We start from the raw sequence: 14,477 nt of genomic DNA on the forward strand, positions 1-14,477 counted from the left end.
TCGTGGGAAAAGAAAAAAGCACCGCGGCTAAGCGGTGCTTGACACGTAATAAGCTGTGATAAGCAGGCGGCTTACTGTTTGCGCAGTTTGCCAATTGCCTGGCGAAGCGCTGGAAGAACAAAGCGGTCAAGGCCGAAGCGTCCGGCATTCGCGCCAGCGATCAGTACCAGTGTGCCGAGCAGCATGAGCCAAGGATTGGTGCTGACTGTACCGGCGAACATAAACATGAAGTTCATCAGCAGTCCGAAGAAGGCAGCGGCTGTAACGAAGCAGCCAAGTATAAGTCCGAGACCGACGAGGAACTCGCCCCATGGAATCATAAAGTTAATGAGTTCAACGTTCGGCAGAGCAAAGTTTTCGACGAAGGCTGTGAAGGTCGGGTAAACGGCTTCGCCCGTTGCCTTGTCCAACACGGGATTTGCCACTGCATTGTTTAGGAAGCCGCCCGCATCAAAGCCTCCTGTGATTTTGTGCCAGCCTGCATCAAGCCAGGCCCATCCTACCATAAGGCGTATTACAACGAGAATGCCAGCGGCAACCGGATTTTCTCTCCACCATTTCATAATCATGTCCCATCTCTCCTTGTCATATTCATATGATGTAATTGGGGAACGCTTGTGAACTGTACAGTAGATGCAGTTGAACGTGAGACTTGGGAGCTGCTTGGTTGTGTTCAACTACCTCTTGCCTTTATTATAGTTTGCCGCTACCGAAAAGTTTGTGATTAATTTCACATAAAAATAAGTCCTGAAACAAATTGTGAATAAGGACTTGTTACCAGGCAGATAACGAACTAAAATAGAAACGAATAAAGTTATTCACATTGAATAATCTGTCGGTTATGAAAATACTTGTTGAAAAGGGGATGCTGCTGTGGAGCAGAAGAAGCGGATGCATACGCCCTTCTATTGGAAAATGTTTGGCTTCCGCAGGTACAAGAACGCGGCCGGTGAACAGTGGCTTACGCACGGGAGCAAGCCCCACCGTTATTTAGTGCGTCAAGTCAAAGGACCAGGCATGCCGCGCTGGGCGAAGTGGACAGTTACGGGAGTCATCCTTCTGGGCATCGGAACAGCCGGTTATCAGATCGGCATGAACATGCTCGCGGACAGACTGATGAAGGAATTGTCTGAGAAGGTGATCAGCAAGGAGGAAATTGAAGAGCTTCGTAGAGACCCTGCAATAATGGCTCTGCTGGAGTCCGAGCTTAAGGAAGGGAATAAAGGAGTTCTGCCGGTTGAGGCGGGGCACTCCACTGAGGCACAGGGAGGCATTACCCCGGATCGCAGCAGGAGCAGAGATGCCGAAGAAGCAGGCAGTGGAGGAGTTAGACCTGTGGTGGCAGACGGAGTTGAAGCGACGGGAACCGGCAAGGACGGCCCCAAGGATAACAAATCCGCGACGGCGGAACCAGCAGCATCTAAGAAGGAACTGACATTATTGACGAAGGAGGAAGCGCTGCAGCTGCTGCTTAAACGTTTTTCGATCGGTGAACTGCGGGGGTTTATGGCTATGGCGGAAGGCGGTATTAGCGACGAGGAGAAGGAGACGGTAAAGAGCAGCTTGAAGAGTAAGCTAAGTGCAGAGGAATATGAGGCGTTAAAGCTGCTTGCTCTGATGGAAATTAGCAAATGAACCGGGCCAGGTATGGCGAAGACTGTTGTAAGGGTTAACCGTTTTCAGAAAAAAGTTTAGGGGCACAGCAGATTTCGACACATTTTTCATTATCTACACTCTATAATTATTCATATCGAATAATTAACTAGAATAATAATCTCTTTTTGAAGACTGTAGAGGAGTGTTGAATGTGGGAAAACGTGACAGCTCATATCTCCCCCCGGATGCTAAGGTGTGTAATACTGCGATAAATGTGAAGGCGGGCGCGGCGCCTGCCGAGACAGCGAAGGAGCATAAGCAGGTGCTTGTAAACAAGTTCCTGAAGCGGCTGGCAGAAGATCCGTCTCTGGACGGTAATGGAAGCCGCCCGTCAGAAACCTTTACTATGGCAGAATTGCTTCATGTGACGCAGTACCCGCTTAAGCGGGAATTTGTCTACAGTTATGACCAGCGGGAGTATACACCTGCGCCTGAAAAGCCTGTCATTGATATGGCTGTGCTGCTCGATCTGCTCTTCAAGGAGCAGGGGCTTTCCTGTACCTTTGAGGACCTGATGGAGCATGTTCTGGATGGAGGGAAGCTGGACGATTTTCTGAAAGATCAGCAGAGACACTGCAGTTGATGTTAGGTAAACCGACGGAAGACGTCATTTTTTTATTTACAAAGTTATTCATATTGAATATAATTATCTCGACAGATTCTCTAAACGAATAACATACTGGCGCACAGAATGGCTGTCGAAAGGCGGGTATTCTATGAAAGCCATATGAAACAGGTGTCGGGTAACAGGCACAGATCTTCCCGCGTGGAGATGTTAGCAGGCAAGCGATGTCGTGAGCGAGCCGGCTTTTCGCGTTTCGTCATGTGAAAATTTCTATGAAAGGCAGATGAGTTATGCGAAACCATTCCGTACAGCTATTCCAATATTTTTTTTGCATAAGGGTTCGCGAAACGAATAACTTAGTGAGCGGGCTATGATTGATATCCATACGCATATCCTGCCCTGTCTGGATGACGGCGCCCAGTCGCTGGAGGAAGCGCTGAGGATGGCGGAGTTCGCTGCAAGCGAAGGCGTGTACGGGATGATCGCGACTCCGCACACCAGAACCTCCCGCTACAACTCCGAGCCGGCTCAGGTTAGAGAGGCGGTTGCCGTGTTCAATGAAGCTCTTGTTTCTTCAAGGATTCCGCTCACGGTTTATTGCGGGCAAGAGATACGGGTAAACCAGCCGGAAGACGTGCTCGAGGATTTGAACCGCGGACAGCTGCTCACGCTTCATGACAGCAGCTACCTGCTGCTTGAGCTGCAGCCCAAATTTGATGTAGGGGCCATACAGGAGCTTATCCATGAGCTTAAGCTGCTTGAGCTGCGGCCCATCATTGCGCATCCCGAGCGCAACCCTAGTATTGCCGCGAATCTGGAGCTTGCTGCTGCGCTTGAGAGCAGCGGCGCCCTTTTGCAGATTAACGCGCCCTCGGTGCTGGGACGCAATGGATTCCGGTCGCGCCGGTCAGCCATTCAGCTGTGCCGCAGGCAGCTGGTCCACTTCATTGCATCCGATTGCCATGACCATCAAGTGCGTATGCCTGGACTGACCGAGACTTACTGGATACTGGGCAAGCTGTTTGGCAGCGATCAGGTAGACCGGTGGATCTGGAATGCAAGATGTGTAGTAGAGAACATGCCTATAGAAAGACAACAACCGCTCCCGGGCAAACGCCGGTGGCACGGCTTCAACAGCTGAGCGGAACTTTGAATTAACGGAGGAGACGAATTGGAACTGAAACAGTACTGGGCTATTGTCCGCAGGAGGTTGTGGTTGATCGGATTGCTGGTTGTTGTGCTGGCATCGGTAACAGGCTTCTATTCTTACAAGCTTGTGGTTCCCCAGTATCAAGCCTCCACGAAGCTGATTGTAAATCCGAGTCATAAGCCTGCCGAGGCTGCAGGCAATGTTGAGCTTGGTTCCATTAATACCAGCATTCAGCTGGTAAAGACCTATAAAGAGATTATTCGCACTTCCCGGATTATGGGGGTTGTCGCCAGCGAATACCCCGATCTGAAGACAAGTGCCGGCGAGCTGATTTCGAAGATCAACGTGGCATCTGTCAGCGATACGATGATCATCACATTAGCTGCCGTTGATACTTCCTATCCCAGAGCGGCGAATATGGTCAATGCAGTAGCCGAGGTCTTCCAGCGGGAAATTCCCGAGCTTATGAAGGTGGATAACGTCAGCATCCTGAATGAGGCAGACCCAAGTGCCGCTGCCTATCCCGTCTCGCCGAACCCGACCATGAATATGGCTGTGAGCATTATGCTTGCGCTGATGCTGGGGGTTGCTCTGGCTTTCCTGCTTGATTATCTGGATGACACGATCAAGACCAGCTCGGATGTTGAGCAGGCGCTCGGCTTATCGACCCTGACCAGTATACCGCGGATGAAGAATTCCGACCGCAGCCAGGCGCGTACCAAGCAGCAGTCAGCAGCACAACCGTTAAGGGGGGAAGGCAATGTCTCGGTCGACACGTAGCGTTCATCTGATCACGGAAATTAATCCGGTCTCGCCGGTCTCGGAAGCTTATAAAACACTCCGCACAAGCATTGAATTCTCTAATCTGGACAGCAAAACCCAGACGATCATGATTACCTCGACGAAGATGAGCGAAGGCAAGAGTACAACCTCCGCTAATCTTGCCGTCGCTTACGCACAGGCGGGCAAGAGGGTGCTGCTGATTGATGCCGATATGCGCAAGCCGACCCAGCATCATATATTCCGGCTGTCCAACCGGGCAGGTCTGACTGCGCTGCTGAGCCATCAGGCGGAATTGAAGGATGTCACTCTAACGACAAACGTGGATAACCTGTATGTCCTGCCAGCGGGAGCAATCGCGCCGAATCCCTCCGAGATGCTGACATCCAAACGGATGACAACGCTGCTCGAAGAGCTGAGAGGCATGTATGACATGATCATCATCGATACGCCGCCGCTGCTGGCTGTAACCGACGCGCAGATTGTGGCGACTCAGTGTGACGGGGTGCTCCTCGTGATCGACTCAGGCAAGGTGAAGAAGGATTCAGCCGTGAAGGCCAAGGCCAGTCTCGAGCGCGTGCACGCCAAGATTCTCGGCGTAGTTCTCAATAACGTTAAACGCAGTGACAGGGAGAGCTACTATCACTACTACTAAGCAGGAAGAGCAAACAGGTTAACGGATTTCTCGCGCAGGAGATTCCAGGTAATGTCTCCTTCACCTTTATCAACGGAGGCACTCGGTCATGCTGTGGGCCAGCCGGCCTTAGACGTTAATCGTCAAGGGTGTGATGTGAGGAGGGGTTTGATGCCCTGATTTGGCCGGTAAACGGCCAAACCATGCGTTCTTATGGCGAATAAGAGCGTATGGTTTGCACGTTTACAACAAGGGAAGCAGAAATAAAAAGAGAAAAGGATAGGTGATCGAGATGAAAAAGGTAAGAAAGGCTATCATTCCGGCAGCAGGTCTTGGGACTCGATTCCTCCCGGCCACGAAGGCCATGCCGAAGGAAATGCTTCCGATTGTTGACAAGCCGACCATTCAGTACATCGTGGAGGAAGCGATGGAGTCGGGCATCGAGGACATTATTATTGTGAGCGGCAAAGGTAAACGGGCGATTGAGGATCATTTTGATGTAGCGTTTGAGCTGGAGCATACCTTGGAGAACAAAGGGAAGTATGAGCTGCTTGAAGAAGTCCGCCGTTCCTCTCACGTCGATATACATTACATCAGACAGAAGGAAGCCAAAGGTCTCGGGCATGCTGTCTGGTGTGCCAGAAATTTCATCGGGGATGAGCCCTTCGCGGTTCTCCTGGGTGATGATATCGTGCAGGGTGAAGTGCCGTGCACCCGCCAGCTCATCGAGCAATACGAACATACGGGCAAATCGGTAATCGGCGTGCAAACTGTAGATGTGGATCAAACTCACCGTTACGGCATAGTGGACCCGCGCGATTCCATAGGCCGGCTCTATGAGGTCAACCGTTTTGTAGAGAAGCCGCCGCAGGGGCATGCGCCTTCCAACCTGGCCATTATGGGCCGGTACGTGCTTACGCCGGATATCTTCGAATACCTGGATAGGCAGGAGATTGGAGCGGGCGGTGAGATTCAGCTGACCGATGCGATTCAGATGCTGAATCTGGATAAGGGTGTCTTCGCCTATAATTTCGAAGGACAGCGCTATGATGTTGGTGAGAAGCTTGGCTTCATTCTAACGATGCTGGATTTTGCTCTGCGCCGTAATGACCTGAAGCATCCGCTCCTGACTGCTATGGAAGAAATCGTGGAGAGAGAGCGTGTTGATGCTTACATCGTCCCGAGAGGTGAGTGACCATGACGCCGCCACGGCAAAACGAAGCAGAAGTTGCAGTAACATCCGGTGCTTATTACGCTAAGACAGTGCTGGGGGCCGGGAAGAGCCAGACCTCCTATTTTGTCATGAAACGATGCTTTGATTTCACGGCATCCGCTGTGGGGCTGGTTTTGCTGGCCCCTCTTTTTCTTTTATTAGCCATCATTATTAAGCTGGAGGACCCGAGGGGTCCTGTTTTTTTTAGCCAGATCCGGATCGGCAAGAATGAGAAGCCCTTCCGGATGTATAAATTCCGTTCCATGGTTTCCAATGCGGAGGAGCTTCTCGGCCAGCTGCTGGAGAAGAACGAAGCGGAAGGCGCGATGTTCAAGATGAAGGATGATCCTAGGATTACACGCGTCGGCAAGCTGATCCGCAAGACGAGCATTGACGAGCTGCCCCAGCTGCTCAATGTCATTAAAGGAGAGATGTCGCTCGTGGGACCAAGGCCGCCGCTGCCGCGGGAGGTCGACCAATACACCGAATATGACAAGCTCAGGCTGCTCGTGACCCCGGGCTGTACAGGACTATGGCAGGTTAGCGGCCGCAGCGAGCTCACTTTCAGGGAGATGGTGGAGCTTGACCTGGAGTACATTCAGCGGAAGAGCTTCTGGATGGATGTGAAAATCCTGCTGCGTACCGTGCGTGTTCTGCTCGGTTCCAAGGACGCCTTTTAGCAAGCGAAGCTTTCGGGAAGTAGGAGGACGAGCAAATGGCCAAAATCCTTCACGTCGTTGAGTATACCAAGGGCGGGGTGGAAACTCATCTGAACGAAGTGCTGCGTTACCAGCGTGACCGGCACGATATCTATCTGATCGCATCCGAGCATAATTCGAACCCGGATACCCTGCAGATCAACAGGGAACGGCTTACCTTATATCCTTACAGAAGAAAGCCGAAGTACATGCTCGCTGCGATCTTCAAGATCCGCAGGGCAATCAGGCAGCTTCAGCCGGATATTGTGCATGTTCACGGCACATTCGCCGGGGTATTCGCACGAATGACGATGCTCGGCTGGCGCAAGCGTCCGGTCACCATCTACTGCTCGCACGGATGGGCATTTCTGATGGACACATCGGCCTGGAAGAAACGGGCCTACGGTTACGTGGAGCGCATGCTTAGCGGGGCAACGGATGCCATCATCAATATTTCCAATAATGAATACGAGACTTCCCTGAGGTATAAGCTGCCGGAACGCAAGTCTGTTGTCATCTATAACGGTGTGTCAGACGGGAAAGGGCCGGGGCAGGTTGAGCCTGTCAAGGTGAAGGCGGACAAAGTCAATCTGCTGTTCATCGGCAGATTTGACCGCCAGAAGGGCTTTGACCTGCTGCTCAATACCTTTCACAGGCACGGGCTGCATCATATTCATCTCATGCTGGTGGGCGGCTCGGTGCTTCAGGACGAACAAACGCACAACTTTCCTCCTAACGCCACACATTATGGCTGGGTCGATAACAAGGAGATCGACCGCTATATTCACAGTGCGGATGCGGTTATCGTTCCGTCGAGATGGGAGGGCTTCGGCATTGTAGCCATTGAGGCGCTGCGAAGCGGGAAGCCGGTCATTGTCAGCAACCGGGGTGCCCTTAAGGAGATCATTCAGCCGGGTGTGAATGGATATGTCTTTGACTTCGACCAGCCGGAAGAGCTGTACGGGATATTGAAGGATCTTAGTAAGGAGCAGCTTGGCAGCATGCATGACAGGTGCCTGGCAAGCTTCGCCGAACGGTTTCACGCCTCCGTCATGAATGAGAAGATTGAGGAGGTATACGTGAAGTCACTTGAATACAGAGGAAACAGGACGGCAGTGATTAACACGTCTGCGCCTGTTGCCCATCGAAAAGTAGGAGATCAGCATGGAGGCTAACCATTCTAACGGAAGCGGGGCAGCGGCTTCGAAGGGCAGACAGCTGTTATTCTCTGTCTACCTGATGTTCTTGCTGGTTATGACGGTCTATCAGGACTTCCCGCTCGTTAACATGGTTGGCGAGATTGGGCGGACGCCAGTTATTCTGATGCTGCCTGTCTTCCTGGGCTGCGAGCTGCTGCTGCTCTCGAGGCATAAGAGGCTGGTCTACATGACCAAGCTTCAGAAGTATATGACCCTGTTTGTTATCTATATCACCGTAGTGAGTCTGCTCTACGTGTACATTCATTTTCTGCTTGGCAGCTACACGTACGGGTCAGAGAACCTCCTGTCCAAGGCGGTTAAGATCATCATCTACCTTGTTCTGATTCTGCTGTATATCCGGCACTTATACTTTGTATTCTCGCAGATTGCGAGCAGGAGGCTGCTCTTTGTCAGCTTCTTCTCTGTGACGATGCTCCTGTTCGGCATCATGCTGATTGAGCTTGTCACCGCACCGTATGCGCTGCCGTTCCTGCATTCCAAGGCGGCTCCCTACTGGCGGGTGCGGCTCTTGACCTCGGAGAGCAGCACAACGGGCACTATTGTAATGGTGTTCGCGGGCATCTGCCTGTATCTGGCCAGCTCCCTGAAGTCCAGCCTGTTCAAGGCGGCAACCTATGGCCTGATTGGAGCGTTCTTCCTGAATTATCTGGTTGCGACCTCCTCCAAGGGCTTCTATCTGGTGCTCCTGGCGACGATGGCATTCGCTATGCTGAAGTTTATGGATATCCGCAAGAAGAGGAACTTCCTGCTGATCGCCGCCGGCTGCGCGGCTATCTATATCGTTGCCGTAACCTTCATGCCGGCTGTCATCAGCTCATTGAACAATGATATGGAGAACTACACCTCGTCCTATACGAGATTCGGGACCATCCTGATCTCACTTGTGACGATCGCCACCAACCCGTTTGGTGTCGGGACAGGAGCCTTTCTCCTTTACTTTGAGAAAAATATGCAGACCTGCATACAGATCCTGTCCGATTTCTATTATCAGGTATTTGGCATCAGCGAGATCAACACGGGCGAGCTGATGATGTATGCCAACACCGATAAGAATGTGGCCGTAAAGTCAGGTGTATTCCAATGGATTATGTACGGCGGCATAGGAGCTGTCCTGTTCTTCTTTGCGCTGGCAAGGAACATGCTGGCATCAGCCAAGCGGGATATGTGGATCTATGTTGCCCTGCTGTTTGTCTTGTTCTCCCTGCTCTTCATATCTCTTGAAATCAAATACGAGGTCTGGCTGCTGTTTGCCTTTATCAGCTTCTTCATGCATCAGCAGCATAAACCAGCCTCAACGTCAACCGAGGTGTCTGTATGAAAGTACTAGTGGTATGCAGCGATTTTCCGTATCCGGCGGATCACGGCGGGCGGGTGGACACTTGGGGCAGAATCAAAATCATGAGCGAGCTCGGCTGGGACATTGACCTGGCCGTCTGCGGCAAGTATGAACCGTCACCTGCCGATCTGGAAGCCGTTAAGCGGGTTGTCAGCGAGGTGTATCTGTGTGGGCGTTCGAGCGGAATCGTGGACCTGCTATCGCCGCTGCCCCTCCAGGTTCAATCCCGAAAGCGTCTAAGAAGCCTGCAGGTGGGCTCGGGGTACGACCACGTGCTGCTGGAAGGGGATTACGTGTATCCGATTCTCCACAATCCCCAGGTCAGCGGCGCCAATATGGTGCTGCGGGTACACAACAACGAGTCGGCTTACTTCAAGTCACTCGGCAGGAGCGCCCGAAAGGCCGTCCATAAGCTGTACTACTGGATGGAAAGCATCAAGTTTGCCGGCCTGCAGAAGAAGCTGGCGCAGCATGTCGATAAATATCTGTTCATATCCAGTAAGGAATATGATGTATTCAAGAACGAGTATCCCCACAAGGGAAGCCTGTTTTTGCCGCCGCCGATTACGAGGGAGACCTTTGAGACGAGCCATTTTGCCGCCAAGAATGTTGTCTTCATCGGCTCCTTGTTCATGCCGAATAACCGTGAGGCTGTCGAGTGGTACCTCAAGCATGTCCATCCCCGTTTGCTGAATGAGGAAGGCTACAAGCTGATTATCGCGGGCAACAGCAGGGGTCAGGGTACGCAGTGGATTACCGATTACGGCCTCAGCAGAATCGAAGTTCATGATTCGCCCAAAAGTCTGGATGATATCTACCGCTCTGGCTATCTCTTCATCAACCCGATGCGCAATGGGGCGGGCGTGAAGCTCAAGACGATTGAAGCGATCCAGAATGGCCTGCCTGTCGTCTCTACATCAGTCGGCTGTGAAGGCACGGGGCTTGTCCACCGGGAGCATATCATGATTGCTGACCAGCCGGATGACTTCATCCATGCGGTTAAGTCGCTGCTTGATGACTGGGCATATGCCGGCAAGCTGCTCTCGCAGTCACAGAGCTATATACGGAAGCATTATGACCACAAGGCCATACTGAGCGGCGTGTTCGGCTCCGGCATTCAAGAGCAGCGGGAACCTCTTATAAAGCAGGTGTTATAAGCATGAGCAGAGAGAGAATCAACGTGTTGTTCGTGACACACGCGGATAAGAAGGGCGGAGCGGAGCAGAGTCTGATTCATCTGATCAACTACATGGACACCCGCAGGTATAAGGTATTTTTTTTGTGCCCGGCGGAAGCGGCCTACCTGCATGAAATCACCACCGAGCATCAGCATATCCCTTACACCTTGGGCAGCATCAAGCAGCGGCTCGGGCTGGGCTATCTCGGCGCTGTGCGCTTTATTAGGCGGCTGGTGAAGGAGCATGGCATCCAGATTGTCCATGCCAATGGCTGGCGGGCGCCTTGGTACGTTGCGCCTCTTAAATTTATCAGCAGGGCGAAGCTGGTCTGGCATCACCGGGACTATACACATCTTAAGATGTACAATCACGTTCTGCCGAGGTTCTTCCATCAAGTCATCTGCATCTCCCATTTTGTCGCAGACTCGATTGCGGGCTCGAACAGGACTGTGATTTACAACGGTGTTGATGCCCGAAACAATCCGTATGACAAGACGCGGAGGCTGATGGAGGACGGCGAGCTGCTGATCGGAACGTTCGGCCGTATTGTGGAGTGGAAGAGATACCACCTGATGATTGAAGCGGTCAAGCGGCTGAGTGACCGGGGGATGACGAACTGGAAGCTGCTTATCGTAGGCGATACCTCGATGGATAACACAGATGATTATTATGACAGTCTCAAGCGAAGGGTGGAGGAATACGGGCTGAGCCGCCAGGTCGTCTTCCACGGCTACTCCAGCAAGCCGCTTGAGCTCATGAGCGAATGCGATGTAACCATTAACTTCTCTATGAATGAGCCGTTCGGGAGAGTGGTAATTGAATCGCTGATGGTCAAGACCCCGGTCATTGTGGCGGATTCGGGCGGGGCGCCGGAGATTATCCGGGAGACTATGGGCGGGATCATTGTGAAGGACGGTGACATACACGCGCTGGCAGAAGCGCTCTACACCATCGGCACGAAGGCGGTCAACTATGAGGAGCTTGTCCGCAGCGGACACCGGAGCGTGCTGGAGCAGTTCAGCATGGAAGAGATCATAACCAGGGTTGAACAGCTGTACGGAACTCTGCTGGGCCGCGAGCCGGAGGCTGAAGCGGGCATGGCCGTACAGGCAGTATCCAAAGGCGGGCGGGGATGAGATGAGCGTTCAGAGGCAGGTTAATTTCGGCACCGTGGCGGCACTGGCCAAGGGCGTTATGCTCTTCAAGCCAAGATCGACCTCGGTTGGCCGGTTAATTCGGGTGAAGGGGAAGCTTTACCTCCGCAATAAGGGATCATTAGTGGTCGGCCGGAATGTCTCGTTCCGGACGCTCCATACGCCTTCGTCTATTGATGTCGGGCGGCATGCTGAGCTCACGATCGGGGATAACTGCTTCTTCAATTATGGGCTGGATATCGGCTGCGCAAAGTCCATCATGATTGGCAGCAACACGATAATTGGACCGATGGTCAATATAATGGACAGCAACTGGCATCCGGTTGACATGGACAGCGGCAACGAGAGCAGAGCGGTCGTGATCGAAGAGAATGTCTGGATCGGCCGTGGTGTACTGGTACTGCCCGGAGTACGGATCGGCCGCAACTCTGTTATTGCAGCAGGGAGCATCGTGAATAAGGATATTCCTGATAATGTCCTGGCAGCGGGTGTTCCGGCCAAGGTAATCCGGCAGCTGCGTGTCGAGGATACATGGATTCGCAGAGACCACTGACCGGATACGGTTCAGCAGGATGCTGCTTGAATGCGAAGCAGGAATGAGCAATTATACGCAAACTGCGTAGATAAGGGGTGAACCGATGTTTGAACAGTTGAGCTGCCCGGTCGCAGAGAATTACTCGCTCAGCGGCCTTACGACGATGGGTGTCGGGGGACCGGCCCGGTATTATATCGTTCCTCAAACGATCGACGATGTCGTTGCCGCCAAGGAAATTTGCAGAGAACAGGGCTTGAATGTACTGGTGCTCGGCAACGGGTCGAACATTCTGGTGGATGATGAAGGGTTCGACGGAGCCGTGCTGCATGTCGGCAAAGGTCTGAGAAGCTTCGAGCGCAGAGGCGATTCCCTGTATGCGGAGTCAGGTGTCATGGTTCCCAAGATTTCGTTCTCCATGGCCAAGGAAGGGATAACCGGCTATGAATTTATGGCAGGTATTCCGGGAACGGTCGGGGGAGCTGTCGTGATGAACGCCGGATGTATTGGCCGGGAGACCTCCATGATTCTGGAGTCCGTCACTTATCTCGATCAGAATGGCAATGTGATAACAAAACCTGCAAGCGAGCTGGATCTATCCTTTAGGTCCAGTTTTTTTATTGGCAAATCCCATATTATTCTCAGCGCTATGTTCACAGCCCTGCCGGGCGATCAGGAAGAAGTCATGAAGATGACGAAGAAGGCGGCGGATATCCGTAAAGGCAAGTTCCCGGTTAATGTCGCCACTGTGGGCAGTACCTTCAAGAGCCCGCCGGAGGGTCCGCATCCTGGAAGGCTGGTTGAAGAGGTTGGGCTGAAGGGCCATCAGATTGGCGGAGCGGAGGTCAGTCACGTGCATGCGAACTGGATTATTAACCGCGGAGGAGCCAAGGCCAGCGATGTCAAGAAGCTGATTGATGTCATGCAGAACACGGTGGCCCAGAAGCTGGGCATTCTGATGGAGCCGGAAGTGCTGTTTGTCTAGAGAATAAACCCGGGAAACGGGATGGAGAGGGAGAGAGATCAATGGAATTAGCGATTAGAAAAGATTTTACGGGAATTACAGAGCCTTACCTTCAGATTGAGGGGGGGATTCCGCTGCAGGGAGAAGTAGAGCTGCCAGGTGCCAAAAACTCCGCGCTGCCTTCCATTGTGGCCGCCTGCTTGTCCGATGAGGAAGTGGTTCTCCATAATGTGCCGCTGGAGCTGAACGATGTGAAGCAGCTGGTACGGCTGCTTAATGAAGCGGGCGCTGAGGTGAAGGTAGACGGCAGCAGGCTGGTCTGCTCAGGCAGAAATTGGAGCGGCGGCACTTTGAATGCCGAGCTGGCAGGAAAGATCAGGCATTCGCTGCTCCTGCTCGGATTGTCGGCCAACTGGCGCTCTAACCTGTTCCTTCCGCTCCCGGGAGGATGCAGCATCGGCAACCGCAAGCACGACCTGCATCTGCAGGCCCTGCAGGATCTCGGCTATGAGATGGAAGAGAGCGAGCTCGGTCTCCATCTGAAGGAAAGCAACCCGAAGAAGGAAGTTGAAGTCAGCTTCCATTACCCGACATTCGGCGGGACCTTGAACGTTCTGTTCGCCGCTGTCCGTTCGGATTCAACAGTTACCCTGCGCAATGCAGCCCGGAACCCGGAGATTATCGATGTGATCAATCTCCTGGCATCCATGGGTGCGGACATTAAATGGGTCGGTCCTGCCACCCTGCAGATTACCGGCGTCGGCAGGCTGAATGCAGCCAGCCACACAGTGATGAGTGACCGGATTATTGCCTCTACGGTGATCTCGGCAGTAGGCGTAACCAAGGGTAGTGTTACCATCCGTAATGCAACCGTGCAGGTTCTGGAATCGGAGGTTGCTGCATGGCGTGAGGCCGGCCTGCAGATAGAAGAGGTGGATAACGGCATCTATGTGAAATGGGTGAAGCCGCTGAAGGCGGTCAGTATCGTCACGGAGGCTTATCCGGGCTTCCATACAGATATTCAGCCGCTTCATACCGTGCTGATGGCTACGGCTGAGGGCACGTCGACGCTGAAGGAAACGATCCTGGACGGCAGGTTCGCCTACTGCTATGAGCTGAACAAGATGGGCGCCAGCATCACGGTAGCCGACGGCGGTTTCACGTGCGTGAATGGGGCAGAAGGTCAAATTGCCCATATTACAGGTGTTGACGGGCTGGTTGGCGCCGATGTGGTGGCCACTGATATCCGTGGCGGTGCGGCAGTTGCCGTGGCTGCGCTTGGCGCCGAGGGCCAGACACGGATCATGAACCTGTATCAGCTGGAGCGCGGATACGGCAACTTCGTCGAGCTGTTCTCCGGCCTCGGAGCGCAAATTACCCGCGTCAGCCCGTAAGCG

15 protein-coding genes are annotated in these 14,477 nt (G+C 53.0%); 14 read left to right on the plus strand and 1 reads right to left on the minus strand.

Annotated features, from left to right (window positions below):
- Positions 1-71: 71 nt before the first annotated feature.
- On the minus strand, positions 72-569 hold the full coding sequence (locus DNH61_RS00185) for a DoxX family membrane protein (protein ID WP_111144684.1): 498 nt from the start codon (positions 567-569) through the stop codon (positions 72-74).
- Positions 570-873: 304 nt separating this feature from the next.
- On the opposite strand from DNH61_RS00185, the gene DNH61_RS00190 reads away from it, so the two are divergent.
- The 14 genes from DNH61_RS00190 to DNH61_RS00255 all read left to right on the plus strand — a co-directional run bounded on the left by DNH61_RS00190 (position 874) and on the right by DNH61_RS00255 (position 14,474).
- The gene (locus tag DNH61_RS00190) at positions 874-1,635 is read left to right on the plus strand and encodes a hypothetical protein (RefSeq protein ID WP_111144685.1); all 762 of its coding nucleotides are present in this window, start codon (positions 874-876) and stop codon (positions 1,633-1,635) included.
- A 172-nt stretch (positions 1,636-1,807) separates the two neighbouring features.
- Complete coding sequence (locus tag DNH61_RS00195) at positions 1,808-2,239, plus strand: hypothetical protein (protein WP_111144686.1); 432 nt, start codon at positions 1,808-1,810, stop codon at positions 2,237-2,239.
- A gap of 352 nt (positions 2,240-2,591) precedes the next feature.
- Complete coding sequence (locus DNH61_RS00200; RefSeq protein ID WP_111144687.1) at positions 2,592-3,362, plus strand: tyrosine-protein phosphatase; 771 nt, start codon at positions 2,592-2,594, stop codon at positions 3,360-3,362.
- A 30-nt stretch (positions 3,363-3,392) separates the two neighbouring features.
- Positions 3,393-4,151, plus strand: a complete 759-nt coding sequence (locus DNH61_RS00205; protein ID WP_245947806.1) for a YveK family protein — start codon at positions 3,393-3,395, stop codon at positions 4,149-4,151.
- Positions 4,132-4,806, plus strand: coding sequence for a CpsD/CapB family tyrosine-protein kinase (locus DNH61_RS00210; RefSeq protein WP_111144689.1), 675 nt, complete (start codon positions 4,132-4,134; stop codon positions 4,804-4,806). Before DNH61_RS00205 ends, DNH61_RS00210 begins: the two co-directional genes overlap by 20 nt.
- Before the next feature lie 271 nt (positions 4,807-5,077).
- Positions 5,078-5,980 (plus strand): UTP--glucose-1-phosphate uridylyltransferase GalU, encoded by a 903-nt coding sequence (gene galU / locus DNH61_RS00215; RefSeq protein ID WP_111144843.1) that lies wholly within the window; start codon positions 5,078-5,080, stop codon positions 5,978-5,980.
- Positions 5,981-5,982: 2 nt separating this feature from the next.
- Positions 5,983-6,678, plus strand: coding sequence for a sugar transferase (locus tag DNH61_RS00220; RefSeq protein WP_111144690.1), 696 nt, complete (start codon positions 5,983-5,985; stop codon positions 6,676-6,678).
- A gap of 35 nt (positions 6,679-6,713) precedes the next feature.
- Positions 6,714-7,871, plus strand: a complete 1,158-nt coding sequence (locus tag DNH61_RS00225; RefSeq protein WP_111144691.1) for a glycosyltransferase — start codon at positions 6,714-6,716, stop codon at positions 7,869-7,871.
- Complete coding sequence (locus DNH61_RS00230) at positions 7,861-9,234, plus strand: hypothetical protein (protein WP_111144692.1); 1,374 nt, start codon at positions 7,861-7,863, stop codon at positions 9,232-9,234. Before DNH61_RS00225 ends, DNH61_RS00230 begins: the two co-directional genes overlap by 11 nt.
- A complete protein-coding gene (locus DNH61_RS00235) occupies positions 9,231-10,409 on the plus strand; it encodes a glycosyltransferase family 4 protein (RefSeq protein WP_111144693.1) in 1,179 nt (392 codons plus the stop codon). The genes DNH61_RS00230 and DNH61_RS00235 overlap by 4 nt, the downstream gene beginning before the upstream one ends.
- A gap of 2 nt (positions 10,410-10,411) precedes the next feature.
- Positions 10,412-11,566, plus strand: coding sequence for a glycosyltransferase family 4 protein (locus DNH61_RS00240; RefSeq protein ID WP_111144694.1), 1,155 nt, complete (start codon positions 10,412-10,414; stop codon positions 11,564-11,566).
- 1 nt (position 11,567) lies between these two features.
- Positions 11,568-12,137 carry a DapH/DapD/GlmU-related protein gene (locus DNH61_RS00245; RefSeq protein WP_111144695.1) on the plus strand — a complete coding sequence of 190 codons (570 nt, stop codon included), beginning with the start codon at positions 11,568-11,570 and terminating at the stop codon, positions 12,135-12,137.
- An 85-nt stretch (positions 12,138-12,222) separates the two neighbouring features.
- Positions 12,223-13,101, plus strand: coding sequence for a UDP-N-acetylmuramate dehydrogenase (murB, locus tag DNH61_RS00250; protein ID WP_111144696.1), 879 nt, complete (start codon positions 12,223-12,225; stop codon positions 13,099-13,101).
- A 41-nt stretch (positions 13,102-13,142) separates the two neighbouring features.
- Entirely contained in the window at positions 13,143-14,474 is a 1,332-nt protein-coding gene (locus tag DNH61_RS00255; RefSeq protein WP_111144697.1) for a UDP-N-acetylglucosamine 1-carboxyvinyltransferase, read from the plus strand.
- The last annotated feature ends 3 nt before the right edge of the window (positions 14,475-14,477 follow it).

The sequence above is a fragment of the Paenibacillus sambharensis genome (assembly GCF_003233845.1).
Taxonomy (GTDB): domain Bacteria; phylum Bacillota; class Bacilli; order Paenibacillales; family Paenibacillaceae; genus Paenibacillus_I; species Paenibacillus_I sambharensis.

What these genes read in the sequence shown, in the direction of transcription:
- DNH61_RS00240 (WP_111144694.1), top strand. Translation starts at nt 10,412, where the DNA reads ATGAGCAGAGAGAGAATCAACGTGTTGTTCGTGACACACGCGGATAAG.
- DNH61_RS00200 (WP_111144687.1), top strand. Translation starts at nt 2,592, where the DNA reads ATGATTGATATCCATACGCATATCCTGCCCTGTCTGGATGACGGCGCC.
- DNH61_RS00235 (WP_111144693.1), top strand. Translation starts at nt 9,231, where the DNA reads ATGAAAGTACTAGTGGTATGCAGCGATTTTCCGTATCCGGCGGATCAC.
- DNH61_RS00220 (WP_111144690.1), top strand. Translation starts at nt 5,983, where the DNA reads ATGACGCCGCCACGGCAAAACGAAGCAGAAGTTGCAGTAACATCCGGT.
- DNH61_RS00230 (WP_111144692.1), top strand. Translation starts at nt 7,861, where the DNA reads ATGGAGGCTAACCATTCTAACGGAAGCGGGGCAGCGGCTTCGAAGGGC.
- DNH61_RS00255 (WP_111144697.1), top strand. Translation starts at nt 13,143, where the DNA reads ATGGAATTAGCGATTAGAAAAGATTTTACGGGAATTACAGAGCCTTAC.
- DNH61_RS00245 (WP_111144695.1), top strand. Translation starts at nt 11,568, where the DNA reads ATGAGCGTTCAGAGGCAGGTTAATTTCGGCACCGTGGCGGCACTGGCC.
- DNH61_RS00210 (WP_111144689.1), top strand. Translation starts at nt 4,132, where the DNA reads ATGTCTCGGTCGACACGTAGCGTTCATCTGATCACGGAAATTAATCCG.
- DNH61_RS00225 (WP_111144691.1), top strand. Translation starts at nt 6,714, where the DNA reads ATGGCCAAAATCCTTCACGTCGTTGAGTATACCAAGGGCGGGGTGGAA.
- murB (WP_111144696.1), top strand. Translation starts at nt 12,223, where the DNA reads ATGTTTGAACAGTTGAGCTGCCCGGTCGCAGAGAATTACTCGCTCAGC.
- DNH61_RS00185 (WP_111144684.1), bottom strand. Translation starts at nt 569, where the DNA reads ATGATTATGAAATGGTGGAGAGAAAATCCGGTTGCCGCTGGCATTCTC.
- galU (WP_111144843.1), top strand. Translation starts at nt 5,078, where the DNA reads ATGAAAAAGGTAAGAAAGGCTATCATTCCGGCAGCAGGTCTTGGGACT.